The sequence below is a fragment of the Marinobacter lipolyticus SM19 genome, assembly GCF_000397065.2.
Classification (GTDB): Bacteria; Pseudomonadota; Gammaproteobacteria; order Pseudomonadales; family Oleiphilaceae; genus Marinobacter; species Marinobacter lipolyticus.
In genome coordinates this window covers 1256155-1275523 of sequence record NZ_KE007306.1, presented here as the reverse complement: position 1 = coordinate 1275523, position 19369 = coordinate 1256155, and the positions used below count along the sequence as shown (strand labels likewise).

At 57.9% G+C, this 19369-nt stretch carries 17 protein-coding genes; 9 read left to right on the top strand and 8 right to left on the bottom strand.

The genetic code is table 11. The annotated features are described in order from the left end of the window. Window positions 1-83: 83 nt before the first annotated feature. The gene (uvrD, locus tag MARLIPOL_RS05845) at window positions 84-2249 is read left to right on the top strand and encodes a DNA helicase II (RefSeq protein WP_012137175.1); all 2166 of its coding nucleotides are present in this window, start codon (window positions 84-86) and stop codon (window positions 2247-2249) included. A gap of 17 nt (window positions 2250-2266) precedes the next feature. Here the strand turns inward: uvrD and modA are convergent, their stop codons facing one another. After that, the gene (gene modA, locus MARLIPOL_RS05840) at window positions 2267-3058 is read right to left on the bottom strand and encodes a molybdate ABC transporter substrate-binding protein (protein WP_228677575.1); all 792 of its coding nucleotides are present in this window, start codon (window positions 3056-3058) and stop codon (window positions 2267-2269) included. A 14-nt stretch (window positions 3059-3072) separates the two neighbouring features. Continuing rightward, window positions 3073-3474, bottom strand: a complete 402-nt coding sequence (locus tag MARLIPOL_RS05835; RefSeq protein WP_012137173.1) for an acyl-CoA thioesterase — start codon at window positions 3472-3474, stop codon at window positions 3073-3075. Between the two features lie 194 nt (window positions 3475-3668). Here MARLIPOL_RS05835 and MARLIPOL_RS05830 point away from each other — a divergent pair, with 194 nt between their 5' ends. The 5 genes from MARLIPOL_RS05830 to phoU all read left to right on the top strand — a co-directional run bounded on the left by MARLIPOL_RS05830 (window position 3669) and on the right by phoU (window position 9196). After that, complete coding sequence (locus tag MARLIPOL_RS05830) at window positions 3669-4727, top strand: substrate-binding domain-containing protein (protein WP_012137172.1); 1059 nt, start codon at window positions 3669-3671, stop codon at window positions 4725-4727. A gap of 149 nt (window positions 4728-4876) precedes the next feature. Next, window positions 4877-6265: a phosphate ABC transporter permease subunit PstC gene (gene pstC, locus MARLIPOL_RS05825; RefSeq protein ID WP_012137171.1), complete on the top strand. Its 1389-nt coding sequence runs from the start codon at window positions 4877-4879 to the stop codon at window positions 6263-6265. After that, entirely contained in the window at window positions 6258-7535 is a 1278-nt protein-coding gene (gene pstA, locus MARLIPOL_RS05820; RefSeq protein ID WP_012137170.1) for a phosphate ABC transporter permease PstA, read from the top strand. The genes pstC and pstA overlap by 8 nt, the downstream gene beginning before the upstream one ends. A gap of 8 nt (window positions 7536-7543) precedes the next feature. After that, window positions 7544-8440, top strand: a complete 897-nt coding sequence (gene pstB / locus MARLIPOL_RS05815) for a phosphate ABC transporter ATP-binding protein PstB (RefSeq protein WP_036190783.1) — start codon at window positions 7544-7546, stop codon at window positions 8438-8440. Window positions 8441-8473: 33 nt separating this feature from the next. Continuing rightward, window positions 8474-9196 carry a phosphate signaling complex protein PhoU gene (phoU, locus tag MARLIPOL_RS05810; RefSeq protein ID WP_012137168.1) on the top strand — a complete coding sequence of 241 codons (723 nt, stop codon included), beginning with the start codon at window positions 8474-8476 and terminating at the stop codon, window positions 9194-9196. A 198-nt stretch (window positions 9197-9394) separates the two neighbouring features. Here the strand turns inward: phoU and MARLIPOL_RS05805 are convergent, their stop codons facing one another. From MARLIPOL_RS05805 to mnmH, 5 genes are all read right to left on the bottom strand, one after another. Then, window positions 9395-9760 (bottom strand): histidine triad nucleotide-binding protein, encoded by a 366-nt coding sequence (locus tag MARLIPOL_RS05805; RefSeq protein ID WP_012137167.1) that lies wholly within the window; start codon window positions 9758-9760, stop codon window positions 9395-9397. A gap of 32 nt (window positions 9761-9792) precedes the next feature. After that, a complete protein-coding gene (locus MARLIPOL_RS05800; protein WP_012137166.1) occupies window positions 9793-11088 on the bottom strand; it encodes an FAD-dependent monooxygenase in 1296 nt (431 codons plus the stop codon). An 80-nt stretch (window positions 11089-11168) separates the two neighbouring features. Next, window positions 11169-11726 carry an aminoacyl-tRNA deacylase gene (locus MARLIPOL_RS05795; RefSeq protein WP_012137165.1) on the bottom strand — a complete coding sequence of 186 codons (558 nt, stop codon included), beginning with the start codon at window positions 11724-11726 and terminating at the stop codon, window positions 11169-11171. Window positions 11727-11900: 174 nt separating this feature from the next. Continuing rightward, window positions 11901-12734 (bottom strand): mechanosensitive ion channel family protein, encoded by an 834-nt coding sequence (locus tag MARLIPOL_RS05790; protein ID WP_012137164.1) that lies wholly within the window; start codon window positions 12732-12734, stop codon window positions 11901-11903. Window positions 12735-12797: 63 nt separating this feature from the next. Continuing rightward, the gene (gene mnmH / locus MARLIPOL_RS05785; RefSeq protein WP_012137163.1) at window positions 12798-13889 is read right to left on the bottom strand and encodes a tRNA 2-selenouridine(34) synthase MnmH; all 1092 of its coding nucleotides are present in this window, start codon (window positions 13887-13889) and stop codon (window positions 12798-12800) included. Window positions 13890-14025: 136 nt separating this feature from the next. Here mnmH and MARLIPOL_RS05780 point away from each other — a divergent pair, with 136 nt between their 5' ends. After that, a complete protein-coding gene (locus MARLIPOL_RS05780; protein ID WP_012137162.1) occupies window positions 14026-14691 on the top strand; it encodes a class I SAM-dependent methyltransferase in 666 nt (221 codons plus the stop codon). Between the two features lie 455 nt (window positions 14692-15146). Here MARLIPOL_RS05780 and MARLIPOL_RS05775 read toward each other — a convergent pair whose 3' ends face one another. Further along, window positions 15147-15530 (bottom strand): VanZ family protein, encoded by a 384-nt coding sequence (locus MARLIPOL_RS05775; RefSeq protein ID WP_012137161.1) that lies wholly within the window; start codon window positions 15528-15530, stop codon window positions 15147-15149. A gap of 96 nt (window positions 15531-15626) precedes the next feature. Between MARLIPOL_RS05775 and cysZ the strand changes: the two genes are divergently transcribed. Together cysZ and rapA are read left to right on the top strand one after the other, a co-directional pair. Beyond that, on the top strand, window positions 15627-16385 hold the full coding sequence (gene cysZ / locus MARLIPOL_RS05770) for a sulfate transporter CysZ (protein ID WP_012137160.1): 759 nt from the start codon (window positions 15627-15629) through the stop codon (window positions 16383-16385). 60 nt (window positions 16386-16445) lie between these two features. Then, window positions 16446-19307 carry an RNA polymerase-associated protein RapA gene (rapA, locus tag MARLIPOL_RS05765; RefSeq protein WP_012137159.1) on the top strand — a complete coding sequence of 954 codons (2862 nt, stop codon included), beginning with the start codon at window positions 16446-16448 and terminating at the stop codon, window positions 19305-19307. Window positions 19308-19369 lie beyond the last annotated feature (62 nt).

Below are 19369 nucleotides of genomic sequence, written 5' to 3'. Positions count from 1 at the left end.
TATCCAAGGCCCACCCGGCAAACCCCGTTTTCTCCTGTTATAATCCAATACCTGTTCATTTAACCAGTAGCGACCGAATCTCTATGGATGTCTCCCACATTATCGACGCCCTCAATGACGCCCAACGCGAGGCCGTGACCGCACAGAACGACCACTTGCTGGTGCTGGCCGGAGCCGGCAGTGGCAAGACCCGGGTGCTGGTACACAGGATTGCGTGGCTGATGCAGGTGGACCGGGTGCCGCCCACGGGGATTCTGGCGGTAACGTTCACCAACAAGGCCGCCAAAGAGATGCGCTACCGCATCGAACAGATGATGGACATCCCCGCCCGTGGCCTGTGGTTCGGTACCTTCCACGGTATTGCCCACCGACTGTTGCGTTCGCATTGGCAGGATGCCGGCCTGCCGGAGAATTTCCAGGTGCTGGACAGCGACGACCAGCTGCGGCTGGTCAAACGGGTAATGCGGGAGCTGCAGATTGATGAGAGCCGATGGCCACCGAAGCAGGCCCAGTGGTTTATCAACAGCCACAAGGATGAGGGCCTGCGGGCGGATCATATTCAGGAGAACCCGGGGGATCATTTCACCCCCCCCATGCTGACCGTGTACCGCCAGTACGAAAAACTGTGCCAGCAAAGCGGCCTGGTGGATTTCGGCGAACTGTTACTACGTTCCCACGAACTGTGGCTGCACAGGCCGGAGCTGCTGGCCCACTACCAGAACCGATTCCAGCACATCCTGGTGGACGAGTTCCAGGACACCAACACGATCCAGTACGCCTGGCTGCAGGTTCTGGCCAGTAACCGGGTGCCGTTGACCATCGTCGGGGACGACGATCAGTCCATCTATGGCTGGCGGGGTGCGAAAATCGAGAACATCCAGCAGTACCAGCGGGATTTCCCCAACGCCCGGCTGGTGCGGCTGGAACAGAATTACCGCTCCACGCAACTGATCCTCAAGGCGGCCAACGCAGTGATTGCCAACAACCAGGGGCGCCTGGGTAAAGAGTTGTGGACCGACGGGCCCGATGGTGAACCGATCAGCCTGTACGCGGCGTTCAACGAACAGGACGAAGCCAACTACATCGCCGACACCATTTCCGGCTGGGTGCAGGACGGCAACCTGCGCAGCGAATCGGCCATTCTCTATCGCTCCAACGCCCAGTCCCGGGTGCTGGAAGAAGCGCTGATGCGCCAGGGTATTCCCTACCGGGTCTACGGTGGTTTGCGCTTCTATGACCGCCAGGAAATTCGCAACGCCCTGGCGTACCTGCGCCTGGTTCATTATCGCCGTGACGATGCCGCCTTCGAGCGCGTAGTGAATGTGCCGGCACGGGGTATCGGCGCGAAAAGTCTGGCGGAGTTGCGGGAAGTGGCCACCGGTCAGAGCATTTCCCTGTGGGAGGCTGCTGAACGACTGTTGGAAGCGGGGTTGATGAAGGGACGGGCCAAAACCGGACTACAGTCGTTTATGACCATCATCAATGACCTGTCAGAGATGGTGGATGACGCCTCCCTGCATGGCCTGATGAAGCAGACCATCGAAGCCAGCGGACTGAAAGACTACCACGCCAGTGAAAAGGGCGAGAAAGGCCAGGCCCGGGTGGAAAACCTGGAAGAACTGGTGAATGCGTTGTCGGACTTTGAGGTAGAGGACGGCGTCGATCCGCTGGCGGAGTTCATCGCCCAGGCGGCGCTGGATGCCGGGGAATCCCAGGCCGATTCCCACGAGGACAGTGTCCAGCTGATGACGCTCCACTCCGCCAAGGGGCTGGAGTTCCCGCTGGTGTTTCTGGCGGGGGTGGAGGAAGGGTTGTTCCCCCACAGCATGTCGCTGGAGGAGCCGGGGCGGATGGAGGAAGAACGTCGGCTGGCGTATGTAGGCATCACCCGGGCCATGAAAAAGCTGGTGCTTACTTACGCCGAATCCCGCCGTTTGTACGGCCAGGAGAAGTTCCACGCGTTATCACGGTTTGTACGGGAGATTCCGGGGGATTGTATCCAGGAAGTGCGGCTGCGTAATACCGTAACCCGCCCGGCGATGCTGGCGCGGCCCAATGAGAGCATGTTCAGTCAGGACTCCGCAGCGCAATCCGGTTTCAGCCTGGGGCAGCGGGTGCGTCATCCGAAATTCGGTGAGGGGATCGTGATGAACAGTGAGGGCACCGGTCATCACACCCGGGTGCAGGTGAATTTTGACGAGGGCGCCAAGTGGCTGGTTCTGGCCTATGCGCCCCTGGAAGCCTGCTGATTGCTGGACACGGAACCTTACTGGGTGGCGTTAATGGTTGAGCCATCCGGCTTGCTGTCGGGAAGGTCAAAGCCATTGTCCCTCATGATCTGACGAACCCTGTCGCTACCCATAAAGGCGGAAAACCGCTGGGCCAGTTCGTTGTCTGCGGCGCGTTGGGTGATGATGTATCCCTGTTCCAGCGGTTTGTGCAAGGAGTCAGGGATCAGCCAGTAACTGCCAGAGGGCGCCAGCCTCGGGCTCAGGGCCAGGGAAAGCGCCAGAACGCCAACCTGGGCGTTACCTGTTTCTACAAACTGGGCTGCCTGGGAAATGTTGCTGCCAAAGATCAGCTTGTTCTGAATCTGTGGCCATACACCGGCGGCTTCCAGGGCTTCCCTGGCGCGCGCTCCGTAGGGAGCATGTCGCGGATTGGCAATGGCGATACGCTGAATGTCCTCAGGCACCAGATCCGCCAGGGTCATCCCGCTCGCGTCCCGGGTGGCGCTCCATAGTACGATCCGCCCAACACCATAAGGCAGAACCTCAGAAGCGGCCAGGCCCATGCTGGCGAGCTGGCGTGGATAGGTAATATCGGCGGAGAAATAGAGATCGTAGGGGGCGCCCTGGGCGATCTGAGTGCTCAGTTTCCCGGATGAGCCGTACACCACGTTGATGGTATCGTCGGGGTGCTGTTCCCTGAACTGCTTGAGAATATCCTCCATTGCGTACTGGAGATTCGATGCCGCCGCCACCATGAGCTTGTCTGCAAAGGCGTCGGACGCCCAGCACAGTGTGGCAATCAGCAAAGCAGTCAGGGATGCTTTCACGATCATCCCTTCCTTCAGGACTGTTCCGGCACTTCGCGAATACGGCCGTGCTCGTCAATGGCGACATAGACGAACCGACCCTCGGTCACCTTGCGAGGGTGCTTGGCCGTGCGGTCCAGTGTCCACACTTCCACTTCAATTTTCATGGAGCTGCGACCGATGTCCACCAGCTCGCAGTAGCAACCAACCTGGGAGCCCACTCTGAGTGGAGACAGGAATTCCATCCGATCCATCGCAACGGTGGCGTTGCGGCCCTGGGAGATTCGACCGGCGATGGTCGCGGCGGCAATGTCCATTTGCTTGACCAGCCAGCCGGCAAAGACGTCGCCATTGGCATTGGTGTCCGAGGGTAGTGGGACAATCTGGAGAATCAGCTCGCCTTTGGGCGTGGGTTTGTCATCGTCGAGTGTTGTCATGGAGCCTGCCTGTTTATATTGCTGAGTATTGTTTTACACGCATGTTAACGGCCTGTGGGCAGTCTGCAAGAGATTTCACGCCCCATGATCTATATTTCATACGCTGTAACAAAGCTGTCACAGTTGGTGATTAGTCTTCACTCATCGGTAAAGCAAATCCGACGATAACGTCCAAAAGATAATGGAGAATCAGCGTGATTAAACTGAAAACAGCTTTTGCATCCGTGGCCCTGGCGGGCAGCATTGCAGCCGTATCCGCCCCGGCTATGGCGCGTGACACTATTAACATCGTGGGCTCCTCCACTGTTTACCCGTTCGCCACCGTGGTTGCCGAGCGTTTCGGTCGTAACACGGACTTTCCGACTCCAAAACTGGAGTCTACCGGCTCCGGTGGCGGCCTGAAGTTGTTCTGTGAAGGTGTAGGCACTCAGCACCCGGACATCACCAATGCTTCACGTCGTATCAAGAAGAGCGAGTTTGAGCAGTGCCAGGCCAATGGCGTGGAAGGCATCACTGAAGTCAAAATCGGTGCTGACGGTATCGTGATCGCCAACTCCAAAGATGCAGAGCAGATGAACCTGACCCTGGAGCAGGTGTTCCTGGCCCTGGCCAAGGAAGTTCCGAACCCGGACGGCAGCGAAGAGCTGGTGGCCAACCCTTACCAGAAGTGGAGTGATATCGACTCCAGTCTGCCGAATAAGGAAATCAGTGTGATGGGCCCCCCGCCGACTTCCGGTACTCGCGACGCGTTCGTTGAGATCGCGATGGAAGGCGGTTGCAAACAGTACGACTGGATTGCCGCTATCAAGAAGCAGGACAAGTCTCAGTACAAGTCCATCTGTCACAGCATGCGTGAGGACGGTCCGTTCGTTGAAGCAGGTGAGAATGACAACCTGATTGTTCAGCGTCTGGCACAGGACAAGGACACTCTGGGGATCTTCGGCTACAGTTTCCTGATGGAGAATGCAGGCCAGATCCAGGCATCCATGATCAACGGTGTCGAGCCCACGCCTGACACGATCGCGGATGAAGAGTATCCGGTTGCCCGCTCATTGTTCTTCTACGTTAAAAATGCCCACGTGGGTGTGGTTCCGGGTATCCAGGAATACCTTGCTGAATTCACCAGCGAAGGCGCCTGGGGTGATAACGGTTACCTGGTCGATGTGGGCCTGATCCCGAACCCGCGTGGTGTGCGTATGAAGACTGCCAATGCAGCGAAGAACCTGAAGCCATTGACTGGCAGCGAGCTGTAAGGCTTAGTTGCAAGCAGTCAGGGATGACAAAAAGGAACGCGGGCTGGCTGGTCCGCGTTCCTTTATTACGTTCAGATGAATATTTTTGACCCGTACGCTGGCAAAATAAACGCCCTAGCTCACTAAATGCCATCAAAACAGAGACTGTTATGCAGACGGCCAATCTCTTGCCCCTGATTCTGGTACTCGCTGTGGCTGCCTACGGCCTCGCATTTATGCGATCCCGGGCAGTTGCAGCACCGCTTGGCGGTATCCGGAACCTCAAGGCGCTTCCGTTTTATTACGCTGCCCGTGCCGCCCTGTGGTGCGCGATCCCTGCCCTGATCGTATTGGCCGCCTGGGCCGGTTTTGAAGGCAAGGTCATTCAGGGCATGGTAATTTCGTCATTGCCCCAGAATGTGTGGCCCGAATCCCCCGGCCAAGCCAGCCTGGTGCTTTCACAGATCAGCAACGTCGCCGCTGGTAAGTTGAATCCGGAGTTCGTACCAGAGCACATTGCCGGAGCCGCTGGGCTCCTGGAAAACCTTCGGGCTCAGAGCGGAACGTTCAAGACCATTCTGGTGTTGCTGATTGCCGCACTGGGCGCGGCCTTCGCCTGGACTCGAGTGGCACCCCATATCAATGCCCGGGAAAGTGTCGAGCGCACACTGCGGCGCATTTTCTTCGTGTGTGCGGCGGTTGCAGTACTGACCACTGTAGGTATCGTTTTCTCGGTGATTTTTGAAACCGTCCGATTCTTCGGCAAAGTCCCCATTACCGAGTTTCTGTTTGGTACCTCGTGGAGTCCCCAGACGGCCTTGCGGGCGGATCAGGTTGGTGCTGAGGGTGCCTTTGGCATCATTCCATTATTTACCGGCACCTTGCTGATATCCGCGATTGCCCTGCTGGTTGCCGTCCCGATCGGATTGCTGTCGGCCATCTACCTGTCCGAGTATGCCAGCAAGCGGGTGCGTGCAACCGTCAAGCCGTTGCTGGAAATGCTGGCTGGCGTACCTACCGTGGTTTATGGCTTTTTCGCCGCTTTGACCGTGGCGCCCTTTATCCGCGACATGGCGGAGCTCGTCGGGCTGGAGGCGTCTTCCCAGAGTGCGCTTGCAGCGGGTCTGGTCATGGGCATCATGATCATCCCGTTTGTCTCTTCGCTGTCGGACGACGTGATCAACGCCGTTCCCCAAACGTTGCGGGATGGTTCCCTTGCCCTGGGAGCGACCCAGTCAGAGACCATGAAAAATGTGATTTTCCCAGCGGCATTGCCGGGCATCATCGGGGGCATCCTGCTGGCAGCTTCACGTGCCATCGGCGAGACCATGATCGTGGTGATGGCGGCCGGACTGGCGGCCAACCTGACTGCCAATCCTCTGGATTCGGTAACGACAGTGACGGTCCAGATCGCCACGCTGCTTGTGGGTGACCAGGAATTCGACAGTGCCAAGACGCTTTCGGCATTTGCGCTGGGCATGATGCTGTTCATCGTCACCCTGCTGCTGAATGTAGTCGCACTCAAGATCGTACGTAAATATAGGGAACAGTATGACTGATCAACGTTCTCAGGCGGAGCTTGTCCGCCAGTCCCTGAAGCGCCGGTACCGCAAGGAGCGTCGGTTCCGTTTGTATGGCATTGTGGCGATTTTCATCGCCCTGGCGTCACTGTTCATCCTGTTTGCCGACATTATTGGCAAGGGCCATACCGGGTTTGTCAAAACCACCATCACTCTGGATGTGACGTTGGATTCGGAAACCATGTATCTGGACGATCCCACGGATAAAGACCAGATCGCCATGGCCGACTTTGTGGCGCCAATTATCGCGGCCCTTCAGGATCATTTTCCGAACGCTGAGGGCAGGGCGGCCAAGCGTGAGCTGGGCCGGTTGGTGGGTAGCTATGCCGCCTCCGATATCCGTGATTTGCTCGAGGCGAATCCGGACCTGCTGAACACCACGCAGACTATGGAGTTCCTGGCCCACGATACCGTGTCGGTGTATGTGAAGCATGCCGATGATCCGAGCTACAGCATCCGTCTCTCGGAGCAACAGCAGGCCTGGGTGGATGAGTTGCTGGAAAAAGGCGTCGTCGATACCAGCTTCAATGACGTGCTGTTCAGCCGTGGCGACTCCAGGGAACCGGGTAACGCCGGCATTCTGGGGGCCATTGTCGGCTCCCTGTTCACCATGCTGGTCACCCTGGCCATTTCCTTTCCGGTGGGCATCGCGGCAGCGATTTACCTGGAGGAGTTTGCTCCGCAGAACAGGCTCACGGACTTTATCGAGGTCAACATCAACAACCTTGCAGCTGTCCCCTCGATCATCTTTGGTCTGTTGGGGCTGGCGGTGTTTATCGGGCTGTTTGGTATGCCACGCTCGGTTCCCGTCGTGGGCGGCCTGGTACTGGCATTGATGACGCTGCCAACCATCATTATTTCCAGCCGCGCCGCCATCAAGAGCGTACCGCCGTCAATCCGGGAAGCGGCCGAGGGCATCGGCGCGTCGAAGATGCAGGTGGTACTGCATCATGTGGTGCCGCTAGCCATGCCTGGCATGCTGACCGGCTCCATCATCGGTATGGCGCAGGCACTGGGTGAAACAGCCCCGCTGCTGCTGATTGGCATGGTGGCCTTCATTGTCGATGTACCGGACGGGTTTTTCAGTTCCGCTACGGTACTGCCGGTACAGATTTACCTTTGGGCAAGCAGTTCTGAACAAGGTTTCGTTGAGCTGGCATCCGCCGGCATCATGGTACTGCTCGCCTTCATGATCAGTATGAACGCATTGGCCATCTGGCTCCGTAAGCGTCTTGAGCGCCGGTGGTAAAGGAGAGAATTATGAGTGTAAATGAAACGATTTCCAGTGCAGCGGAGCAGCATGAGAACTCAGTGCCGGTTCAGGACGTGGTGACCGAGAAGAAACGGGAAGATATGCCCGTTCAGGAGGGTAAAACCGTAGGCCTCCCCTATGCCGACGACCCAAAGTTCAAGCTGCGCAACGTTGAGGTGTTCTATGGCGAGGACCGGGCCATTAAAGACATCAGCCTGGACATTGCCCGTAATGAAGTCATCTCCTTTATCGGGCCGTCGGGTTGTGGCAAATCCACGTTCCTGCGCTGCCTGAACCGGATGAACGACAGCATTGATATCTGTCGGGTCAAAGGCCAGCTGATGCTGGACGATGAGGACATCTACCACTCCAGGCGTGATGTGGTGGAGCTGCGTGCCCGGGTGGGTATGGTGTTCCAGAAGCCGAACCCGTTCCCCAAGTCCATCTACGACAATGTGGCCTATGGTCCTCGTATTCATGGCCTGGCCAATCGTAAGTCGGATCTGGATGACATAGTCGAAAACAGCTTGCGTAAGGCCGGACTCTGGGACGAGGTCAAGGATCGTCTGGATGCTACTGCCACCGGCATGTCCGGTGGTCAGCAACAACGACTGTGCATCGCCCGCGCAATTGCGGTGAGTCCGGAAGTCATCCTGATGGACGAGCCGTGTTCAGCCCTGGATCCGATTGCGACTGCCAAGGTGGAAGAGTTGATCTCCGAGATGTCGGAGAGCTATACCATCGTGATCGTGACCCACTCAATGCAACAGGCTGCCCGGGTGTCCCATCGCACTGCGTATTTCCACCTCGGACATCTGGTGGAGGTGAACGAGACAAGCAAAGTCTTCACCGCACCGCAGCATGAGCTGACAGAATCATATATCACCGGCCGTTTCGGTTAACCCGGCAATAGTTGAACACTGGAGAACAGAGTTATGCCAAACACAAAGGATGACGTATACGGCGATCACATTTCGCACAAGTTCAACGACGAACTGCTGGAGCTGAAAACCGAGTTCCTGACCATGGGCGGTATGGTGGAATCTCAGGTGGAGCGAGCGATTCAGGCCCTGGTGGATAACGACGGCCACCTGGCGGATGAAGTGCGCGCCGGCGACAAGAAAGTCGACCAGATGGAAATGGACATCGACGAGGAGGCAACCCTGATCATTGCCCGTCGTCAGCCGACGGCCCGGGATCTGCGGCTGGTCATTTCGGTGATCAAGATGGTGGCTGACCTGGAGCGGGTAGGTGATGAGGCAAAGAAAATCGCTAAATTTGCCATCAAGCTTAACGAAGAAGGTCAGGCCCCCCGCGGCTACGTGGAAGTTCGCCACATCGGCAACCACGTGCTGGCTATGCTGCACGATGCCCTGGACGCCTTTGCCCGTCTGGATTCCGAGCAGGCATTGCGGATCATGAAGGAAGACAAGCGGGTGGACGAGGAGTATCAGGCAGCAGCCCGGACCCTGCTGACCTTCATGATGGAAGATACCCGCAACATCTCACGCTGTATGTCGGTAATGTGGGTGCTGCGTGCCCTGGAGCGGGTGGGTGATCACGCCTGCAACATTGCCGAAAACGTGATTTTCATGGTCAAGGGCGAGGATGTTCGCCATACGCCGGTGGAAGAAGCTGAGAAAGTTGTCGGTCGCTGACTAATTTTCAGGCATGCCGGTTTGGGCGGGAGGGCCGCTGTGCGGTGTGGCTTTCCCGGACACGCTCAAGCCGTCCTGGGCGCTTAGCTTTGGCCATCCATGGCCAAAGTTAAGCGCCCAGGATGCCTTGAGCGTGTCCCGGACAGAAGGACCGGCCCGCTTGCCTCCCCCAAGTCAAAAAAGGTCGAGGCAAAAGAATCAGGCCTGCTTCATCTTGTCAGTGTACGGAGGCCAACCCAGAGGCTTGCCGGCCAGCACATGCAGGTGGATGTGGAACACCGTCTGCCCGGAGTTTTCGCCGCAGTTCATCACCACTCGATAGCCATCGTCTGCAACACCTTTCTCTCGGGCAATCTTCGCCGCCACCAGATACAGGTGCCCGACCAGTTCGCGGTCGGATTCGGTGAGGTCGTTGATTGTGGCGATAGGCTTCTTCGGTATCACCAGGAAGTGTACCGGCGCCTGGGGATTGATGTCACTGAACGCCAGGCTGATATCGTCCTCGTAAAGGATGTCCGCCGGAATTTCGCGGTTGATGATCTTGGTGAAAATCGTCTCTGACATGATGACTCCTTGGTTGTTATCGCTTACCGGTTTCAGGGCAGGTGCAGCCCTGGTAGTCGGGAAGTAATCTGTTTTACCACTGCGGGAAGTTCATCGTCGATCCCCATGGCGTAGCGGGCAACCTGATTGCGGGCAAAGGGCAGGGCGCGGGCGGCACTCAGGCCGAGGTTGCGCAACAGGTGCACCGGCGGGATGCGGTTGCTGAATAGATGGTAAAAAGCGTCCATCGCCAGCATCATCCTGCGGTTGGCGGGGCGCCGTTGCTGTTCATAGCGTGCGAGCCATTGTGAGTCTGCGAGATCGCAGCCGGAACGCCGCGCTTCACGAATGTGAGACTGCAGGCAGACGGCGTCCTGGAAACCGAGATTGACGCCCTGACCGGCCAATGGATTGATGGTGTGTGCAGCGTCGCCGACAAGGACCACCCGGCCGTTGCTGTAATGTTTGGCGTGCTGCCGGGCGATCGGGAAGCTGGCCCGGGCATCAATATGAGTCAGTGTTGGCAGGTCGCCGGGGAATGCCTTCTGGATCTCCAGTCTCAGTGATTCGGTATCCAGCGCTTTCAGGCGGGCCAGTTCCTCCGGGGCGTCATACCAGACCAGCGAGGCCCAGCTTTCTCCCTGGTGTTGATCGCCAGCACTGTGCAGGGGAAGGAACGCCCTTGGGCCCGAAGGGTGGAATGCCTGCCAGGTGATGTCTTCCACCGGCCCCAGATAACGTACCGAGATCACCATGGCCTGCTGGGCATACTGGTCTCTGGTAACGCCAATACCTGCCATATCCCGTATCCGTGACAGCGCACCATCGGCGCCAATCACCAGTTCACAGGTCAGTTCGCTACCGTCTTCAAGGGTGACGGTTGCCTGATCGTTGCCGCTATCCACGGCGGTCACGCCGTTGCCGGAAAGAACGGTCACGGACGGTTGCTCTTCCGCACACTGCCACAGCGCCTTTTGAGTGATCCGATTCTCAACAATGTGGCCCAGATGTGAGGCCGAGAGGCTGGCGGCGTCAAAGACGACCTCTCCCAGTTTGCGCGGGAGCAATTTGCTCAAGGGATGTTGTGTCTGGTCCCAGACAGCAAGACGGCGGTATGCCGTTGTGCGCATGGCCAATATCCGTGGCCAGGCTCCGAGTTGTTGCAGATAGCGCTCACTGCCAGCGCTGAGGGCCGAAACGCGAATGTCGGGCGGGGCGCCGGCATCAAAGCGCGGGGTCGCGGCCTTGTCGACCAGGGCCACACGAAAACCATTCTGGCCCAGGCCGGTGGCCAGGGCTGCACCCACCATGCCGGCACCGGCAACAACAATGTCAAAAGCTTGAGTCATAACGGGTTCCTGTCTGAGGCTTCCAGTTTACGCGATGGAAGATTTCAGACAAGCAACCCGGCATTATCCGGCGCTGTCGATCAGTAGCCGGCAGCCCTTGATACTCGCGTTTTGGGCAGGTGTTCCGGTCGACGACGGCCTTTGGCCAGCCAGGCCGGTTTCTGGGCTCCTGGCTTGACGAACCCCTGATTGAGCACCATGGGTTGAACCAGGTCCAGAAAATCGGTGGTTTTCATGTGCACGGATTCCGTATGACTGCCTGCGGCGAACGCCAGTTCCTGTTGTTCCGTCAAGGCCTCGGCGCAATAGACCGACATCTCGAACAGGTTACCAAAGGGGGGCATGGCACCGACTTCGCAATCGGGGAACCGGTCCATGAATTCCTGCTCATCCGCAAGGTCAACAAAGTCGGTATCCAGGATGCCCGAGAGGCGGTCCCAGCGTATGCGCCAGGTGGCAGGCATGACCAGCATGGCCATTTTGCCATCGAGTTCGATGATGACGGTTTTGACAACCCGGTCACCGGCAATTTTTACATGGTGGGCCAATTCCTGCGCGGTGAACGCGGGAGGGTGGGACAGGCACATGTATTCCACGTTTGCCTGATCAAGGAACTCTTTCAACTGCTGTACCGGCATAGTGACAACCTCCTACCAGCAATGACAGCGAACTGGGGCCGGTGATTGTTCTATGCCTGGCCCCGGTGGCCTGGTGCCGCTTCCCGTGGGAATTCGGCACCATTACCGTCAGCTTAGTTGAGGCTGAACAGAATGCGAGTAACCGGATGTATCCGTGGGACGCCTGTCCCGTTTTTAGTCGTGCTTGTAGACGTGCACATCGCGCTGGGGGAAGGGGATAGAAATGCCTTCTGCATCGAACGCTTTCTTCACCTTTTCCTGCATGTCCCAGTTGTAGGGCCAGAGGTTATCGGAGGCCACCCAGGCGCGAACCATGATGTTCACGGAGTTGTCACCCAGGCCGCTGACGGCGATGGTCGGTACCGGGTCCTTCAGCGTGCGTTCATCCTCTTCCAGTAGTCGGGTGCAGATCGCCTTGGCCTTGTCGATGTCATCGTTATAGCCAATGCCAAAGGTCATGTCGCAGCGGCGTGTGTCATAAGCACCGACATTAACCAGGCTGGCGTTGGACAGGCTGCCGTTGGGAATCACTACGCGGCGATTGTCAAAGGTATTCACAATGGTATACAGGATGTTGATCTCGACGACGGATCCCAGATACCCCTGGGCTTCAATAACGTCACCCACCTTGAACGGCTTGAAGATCAGGATCAGCACACCCCCGGCAAAGTTTGCCAGGCTGCCCTGCAAGGCCAGGCCAACGGCCAAGCCGGCGGCACCAATAATGGCGATGAAAGAGGTGGTGGCGATGCCGATCATGGAGGCAACAGAGATCAGCAGCAGGATTTTGAGGAGGATGCTGACCAGGCCGCAAAGGAATTGGTTCAGTGTCGGGTCTTTCTTGCCCAGTCTTGAATCAACGACTGCAACAAGACGTTTGATCAGCCAGAGGCCGACAATCAGGGTAACTATGGCGAGCACAAATTTTGGGGCATAGCTCATGATCAGGGTGATACCCTGATCGACAATCTCAGAGGCTTTTCCGTCTGCACCAAACAGGTCTTCCATCAGGCGACTCCTTGTTCTTGGTTAGTTTTTCAGGTGGTTATTCAGGTTTCCCTACGAAACCGATTAGCGATTGGCCCAGTCAACAATGGTAGCCGGACTGCCCTGGACCACCATCCGCCCCTTCTTCTGACTCAATTGATAGTCGTACATCGGGTCGTAATAGTCTTCCAGCAATGCCTGTATCCAGCGGTCGTGACCACCAAGGTCGCCGTTGTCCTGCTGTCGGTCCAGCGCATCCGTCATCAGCATTCGCAGATGTTGGTGGCGCTCCCCGCCCAGGCGTTTACGGATTCGATCCAGGGCACTCAGCAGGTAATCATGGAAGTTCAGCCAACCGGCTACCCCGCCATCCCGAGCAGTATAGTCGGCGAGCATGTTTTCCACATAGTCTTGCCTGATAATGGTTATCCGCTCGGACATTGGCTGTTCCAGTACCATCAGTGGCGCTTCCGACATCCGCTGCCGGAGGCTTTCCGGCAGGGCACAGCGTCCCACAAGCCGGCTTTCATCCTCCAGGTAAATCGGGCCACCAAGGTGGTGGGTGGCCTTGAGCATGGCAACCGCCAGACGGTTCTCGAAATCGATCTGGGAGGGTTGGGGCGTAACCTGGCGCCCGAAACTGGAACCGCGATGGTTGGCCAGACCTTCCAGATCCACGGGGTTGGGCAATTGCTGCAGCACCCGGGTCTTGCCGGTCCCGGTCCGGCCGCTGAGGATTCGAAACTCGGAGGAGGCGATCAGGGACTCCAGGCTGTCGATCAGGAAGCGGCGCAGTGCTTTATAGCCGCCTTTGACCAACGGGTAATTGATGCCTGCTTCCTTGATCCATTGCTGGGTCAGGCGTGATCGCAACCCGCCCCGGAAACAGAACAGGTAACCCTCGGGGTGGCTGGCAATGAAGCGCTTCCAGGCTTCAATGCGCTGGGCCTTGATGTCGCCGGACACCAGTTGATGGCCCAGTTCAATGGCCTTGTCCTGCCCCTTTTCCTTGTAGCAGATACCGACCCGGTGACGCTCCTCATCGTTCATCAGCGGGGCATTTTCCGCACTGGGGAAGCTGCCCTTGCTGAACTCCGTCGGGGCGCGGACGTCCATCATCGGGGTGTCGTTCAGGAACAGAGACAGGTAATCGTCGGTATCGGGTCTGGAGGCCATTTCAGCGTCTGGGTCATGGGAAAAGTGTCGCAGCAGTATAGCGAAGACCGTGTTTTTTTGCTCGCATATTGGTGTGGCTGTCGACTGACGCAGGCTACAATACCGCGCTTTCCTAACCAGTGACACCGGAGTAGTGATGAACGAGGATGTACTCAATCACCACCTTCAGAAGACCCTCAGTCGTGGACGAGTGGCGGTTACCCGACCGGCTGGGTGTCCGCAAATCGCCCTCTACCTGTTCGACCCCTCGGTGCTGGACGGGCCGCTGAGTCATGATGAGGCGCAGGCTGTGGTGGCGGAGCCCGCTTACTGGTCGTTTTGTTGGGCGAGTGGCCAGGTGTTGGCGGCCTGGATCCTGGCAAATCCACACCGGGTGGCTGGTAAACGGGTGCTGGATTTTGGTTCTGGCTCTGGTGTGGTGGCGATCGCCGCGGCCATGGCTGGCGCGGCTGAAGCCATTGCCTGCGACTTTGACCCGGCTGCACTGGATGCCGCTACTGCCAATGCGCGGCTGAACAACGTTGCAGTGACCCTGTGTGGAGACTGGCATGCAAAGCCGGAAGGCATCGACATGGTGACGGCGGCGGACGTGCTCTACGATCCGGAAAACAAGCCGTTGTTGCAGGCATTTCACGCCGCCGCCCCCCAGGTGCTGCTTGCGGATTCTCGGGTCAAGAACCTGGGGGACGAGCGGTACCAGCGTCAAACGGTGATTGAGGGTCGGACTTGGCCGGATCTCAACGAATTCGAGGAATTCAATCAGGTCCGGATTTATCTGGTGGACGGGTTGCCGGGAGCATAGAAAAAGAAAGGGCAACCCTCAGGCTGCCCTTTTTCGGAACAGGTCGTCGCGTCCTTGCGAAATTTGCAACTGCCGTGTTGCGTTATCCTTGATCCACTCCGTGGTGCCAGCATCCTAGCCAGCGTTCCAGATAATTATCCTTTAAGCGAGGCGTCCATGTATCCCTGCCTCTCCCTGCGTCCATTTGCCGGGGTGCGTCCTGTGCGTCTTCCATTTCCCTGTCATCCTTGACGAATTCACTATACCAAGCCTGGTCTGACAAACTTGTGACATATGCCTGTCCATTAGATGTCATATATTTAACGCTTTTGTTTAACCAAGTAAAAACAGCATGTTGGGTTTTGCCTTGGGTTTGCTTGTCGGAGCACTTACGCGATATTTCCGTAAGGGCTTACGCCTGCGTAGGAAATATCGCACATGATCCTGAGGGGAAATCTCACATCCATCTCCCTGGCCTACTCGGGAGTGCGGACTCCCCGTCTTAAACCCGGCCAGGGCAGCAGGCCAATCGCAATGCCTGCAGCGTCTGCGATCAGATCTGCCATGGAAAACTCGCGATAGGGCAGTTGGGATTGCACCAGTTCAATCGCCAGGCCGTACAGACACAGCCCAGCAACCAGCCATATACCCGGCATGCGGGGCCAGCCCAATCGAGCGAGAATGGTCAGCTCGGTAAAGGCAATCAGATGATTGATTTTGTCATTTGGGGACGACGGCAGCGGGTAAGGCTGACTGGTGGTGGCCAGGTAAAGGATGGCGATGACGGATATGAATAACGCCAGTTGCCACAGAGGGCGGCAATCGAGAATCTGTTCAAGGCGGCCTTTGTGTGTGTCCATCGGTGGAATTCGGGGCCTCATCGGGCTGTGGTAAGTGTGGCAACATGGTATGCTTTGCGCCCCGTCACTGTCATTAAAGCGGAGGTAATGCCACCTATGTTGAAGGGAAACTTTTTTCGTGGCCTGGGCTACCTCGGTGAAGGTTTCAGGTTGATCAGACAGCCTGGTCTGCGCTTGTTCGTCATTATTCCCTTGATTATCAATATCCTGCTGTTTGGTCTGCTGTTTTATTTTCTCGCTGAATTGTTTGCCGCCATGATCGCAGCCGCCATGGGCTGGTTGCCGGACTGGGCCTGGTTGCAGAGCCTGGATTGGCTGTTCTGGATCCTATACGGCGTGGTGATTCTGCTGATGTTGGCCTATGGGTTTGTCATTCTGGCAAACCTGATCGGGTCGCCCTTCTATGGTTATCTGGCGGAACTGACGGAGAAGCATCTCACTGGCCAGGAGGTCAGCACGGACGATGGCTGGGGCCAGATCATCCGTGATATCCCCCGTGCCCTGTGGCGGGAAGTGCAGAAGATTCTTTACTACCTGCCGCGGGCCATCGGCCTGTTGATCCTCGGGCTGATTCCGGTGGTGAATCTGGTGGCTGCGGTGCTGTGGTTCCTCTTTAACAGCTGGATGATGGCGCTGCAGTACGTGGATTACCCGGCGGACAATCACAAGGTCAGCTTTCCCGCGTTACGCAAGCTGTTGGGCGATACCCGGTTGTCTGCCTTCGGTTTCGGGTTGCCGGTGGCCCTGGCTGCCATGGTGCCGGTGCTGAACCTGGTAGTGGTGCCGGCGGCGGTGTGTGGCGCGGCAGCATACTGGGTGCGTGAGAGTGGTGCAGACTACAAGCAACTGAAGTAATGGCACTGACAGAAACAACGACTTTACAGACACCCTGAATTGAAACGCGACGGAGGTTTCTTGGACGCATCGGATTTTGTCATCGGCCAGCGCTGGGTCAGCCACAGCGATACCGGGCTCGGGCTTGGAATTGTCACCGATATCTCGGGACGTCGGGTCACCCTCGGGTTCCCGGCAGCCGACGAAGAGCGCACCTACGCCATTGATAATGCGCCCCTGTCCCGGATCATTTATCAGGTCGGTGAAGAGATCGAGACGTTCGATGGTGATCGCTTTACCGTACAGGAGGTGGAGGATCTGGGAGGCGTCCTGATGTACCACGCAGACGATGGTGAAAGCATCCAGCAGATCTCCGAGGTCAAGCTGAGCAGCTCGGTGAACTTCTCGGCACCGCACCAACGTCTTTTTGCCGGTCAGTTTGACCGCAACGGCGCCTTCCGGCTTCGCGTTGCAACACTGCAGCATCAGGAGCGTCTGCGGGCATCCGCCGCCCAGGGCCTGATCGGGGCGCGCACCCAGCATCTGCCTCACCAGATCTACATTGCCCATGAGGTTGCCAGTCGCCATGCCCCCAGGGTGTTGCTGGCCGATGAGGTAGGCCTTGGCAAAACCATTGAAGCGGGTCTGATCCTTCACTACCAGCTGCACACTGGTCGCGCAAAGCGGGCGTTGATCGTGGTGCCGGATTCACTGATTCACCAGTGGCTGGTGGAAATGTTGCGGCGTTTCAACCTGCGTTTCTCCATTATTGATCAGAGCCGGTACGACGCGCTGGCCGAAAGCGAAGACGACGTCGACGCGCTGGTAAACAAGGTGTTCGGAGATGCGTTTTCGGTCAATCCGTTTGAAAGCGATCAACTGGTGCTGTGCAGCCTCGATTTCCTGAAGTCCAGCCCGCAGGCCGAAAAGGACGCCGTAGCGGCCGGCTGGGACCTGATGGTGGTGGACGAGGCCCACCATCTGGCCTGGAGTCCCGACCAGGTGAGTCCGGAATACCGGTTGGTGGAAGATCTGTCGGCGGCCAGCCGGGGTCTGTTGCTTCTGACAGCAACACCGGAGCAGGTAGGTGTTGCCAGTCATTTTGCCCGCCTACGCCTGTTGGATCCCGCTCGTTTCCACGATCTGGACGTTTTCCGCGAGGAAGAGCAGCAATACGAAGCCATCAATGCTGTGGTGCGCCGCTTACAAGATCACGGTGACAGGCTGCCACCGGACGATCGGTCCGCCCTGGAGAACTGGTTGGGTGACGAGCTGACGGTTCTGGAAAAGGCGGCCGAACCACAACAGGCCATCATTGATGCCCTGCTGGATCGCCACGGTACCGGTCGCGTGCTGTTCCGCAACACCCGCGCCGCCATTCAGGGCTTTCCCGAGCGGCGCGCCCTGCCGGTCCCCATGCCCTGTCCCGACAGCTATCAGTCCCACCGGTTTGGGCTGGTCAACCTGACGCCTGAGCGTGCGCTTGACGAGGAACAGTGGCTGGCGGAAGACCCACGGGTTAATTGGCTGGAGAAAACCCTGGCCAGCCTGAAACCGGCCAAAGTGGTGGTAATCTGCGCTCACGCCAGTACTGCCATGGCGCTGGAGCGTTATCTGCAACTGCGGGCCGGTATCCGCAGTGCCGCGTTTCACGAACACCTGAGCCTGATCGAGCGGGACCGGGCGGCGGCTTATTTCTCGGACACCGAGCAGGGCGCACAGGCACTGATTTGCTCCGAGATCGGCAGTGAAGGGCGCAACTTCCAGTTTGCCCACCACCTGGTGCTGTTTGACCTGCCGGCGAACCCCGACCTGCTGGAACAGCGCATCGGGCGGCTCGATCGTATTGGTCAGTCCGACACCATCGATATTCATATTCCGTACCTGGAAGGCACGGTCCAGGAAGCCCAGTTCCGTTGGTTCCATGAGGGACTCAATGCCTTCAATGAAAGCTGTTCCGTTGGTGTGGCGGTCCAGGGTGATGTGCAGGAAGACTGGCAGCGTGTGGTGGATGGTGAATCTTCAGAGTTGGACACCGTGGTAACGGACTCCAGAACGGAAGCCGACCGTCTGCGCACGCTGTTGCAGAATGGCCGTGATGCATTGATTGAGATGAATTCCTGTCGCCGTGACGTGGCGACCGATCTGATCAAACAGATCGAAGAGGAAGAAGGCTCCGCCGAAGTGCGGGATTACATGGTGGAAGCGTTCGATATCCTCGGCGTGGATATGGAAGATCATTCCGAGCATGCGGATGTGCTCAAGCCCGGAGAACAATACCATGCCGGACATGTGTCCGAGTTGCCCGAAGACGGTCTGACGGTCACCTGGAGCCGCCAGCAGGCACTCGAGCGCGAAGACATGGCATTCATGAGCTGGGAGCACCCGCTGGTGACCGGCGTGATGGACTCGGTAACCAGCTCCGGCCTCGGTAAGGCCGCGCTCGCCAGTCTCTCGGTCAAGGCCCTGCCTGCAGGTACGTTGTTGCTGGAGGCCTTGTTCACGGTGCACTGTCCGGCGCCGGAGTCCCTGCAGTTGTCACGCTACCTGCCGGTGTCGCCGCTGCGGTTGCTGGTGGACGTCAATGGTCGCGATTTGTCTGCCGCGTTGCCCCATGATCGCCTGAACGATCTCTGCTCCAATATCCGCCGTCGCACTGCGCAGGCGATAGTGCCGCAAATCCGGCCGCAGGTGGAGACCCTGGTTGATCATGCCGAGAGGCTGGCAGATCCTCACCTGGAACCGATGCGTGAGAAAGCGCTTGAGCAGTTGAGTCGCGTGTTTGAGCCGGAAATCCGTCGCCTTGAGGCGCTGGGGAAAGTGAACCCGGCGATCCGGGACGAAGAAATCGGATTTTTCCGGGACCAGTTCGAGGCGGCGAAATCGGCACTCACGCAGGCCAGCCTGTCGTTGGAAGGTATTCGTGTGATTGTAACTGCCTGATCATGATGTGATTACTGGCGAGGAATCATCTGATCGGTTACCTTGAACGTAACGAAATGTAG

Bases quoted from the DNA above. Each gene is read 5' to 3' on its own strand.
- MARLIPOL_RS05775 (WP_012137161.1), bottom strand. From the start codon at position 15,530: ATGGACACACACAAAGGCCGCCTTGAACAGATTCTCGATTGCCGCCCT.
- phoU (WP_012137168.1), top strand. From the start codon at position 8,474: ATGCCAAACACAAAGGATGACGTATACGGCGATCACATTTCGCACAAG.
- MARLIPOL_RS05780 (WP_012137162.1), top strand. From the start codon at position 14,026: ATGAACGAGGATGTACTCAATCACCACCTTCAGAAGACCCTCAGTCGT.
- MARLIPOL_RS05835 (WP_012137173.1), bottom strand. From the start codon at position 3,474: ATGACAACACTCGACGATGACAAACCCACGCCCAAAGGCGAGCTGATT.
- cysZ (WP_012137160.1), top strand. From the start codon at position 15,627: ATGTTGAAGGGAAACTTTTTTCGTGGCCTGGGCTACCTCGGTGAAGGT.
- pstA (WP_012137170.1), top strand. From the start codon at position 6,258: ATGACTGATCAACGTTCTCAGGCGGAGCTTGTCCGCCAGTCCCTGAAG.
- MARLIPOL_RS05805 (WP_012137167.1), bottom strand. From the start codon at position 9,760: ATGTCAGAGACGATTTTCACCAAGATCATCAACCGCGAAATTCCGGCG.
- MARLIPOL_RS05800 (WP_012137166.1), bottom strand. From the start codon at position 11,088: ATGACTCAAGCTTTTGACATTGTTGTTGCCGGTGCCGGCATGGTGGGT.
- MARLIPOL_RS05790 (WP_012137164.1), bottom strand. From the start codon at position 12,734: ATGGAAGACCTGTTTGGTGCAGACGGAAAAGCCTCTGAGATTGTCGAT.
- MARLIPOL_RS05795 (WP_012137165.1), bottom strand. From the start codon at position 11,726: ATGCCGGTACAGCAGTTGAAAGAGTTCCTTGATCAGGCAAACGTGGAA.
- uvrD (WP_012137175.1), top strand. From the start codon at position 84: ATGGATGTCTCCCACATTATCGACGCCCTCAATGACGCCCAACGCGAG.
- mnmH (WP_012137163.1), bottom strand. From the start codon at position 13,889: ATGGCCTCCAGACCCGATACCGACGATTACCTGTCTCTGTTCCTGAAC.
- pstC (WP_012137171.1), top strand. From the start codon at position 4,877: ATGCAGACGGCCAATCTCTTGCCCCTGATTCTGGTACTCGCTGTGGCT.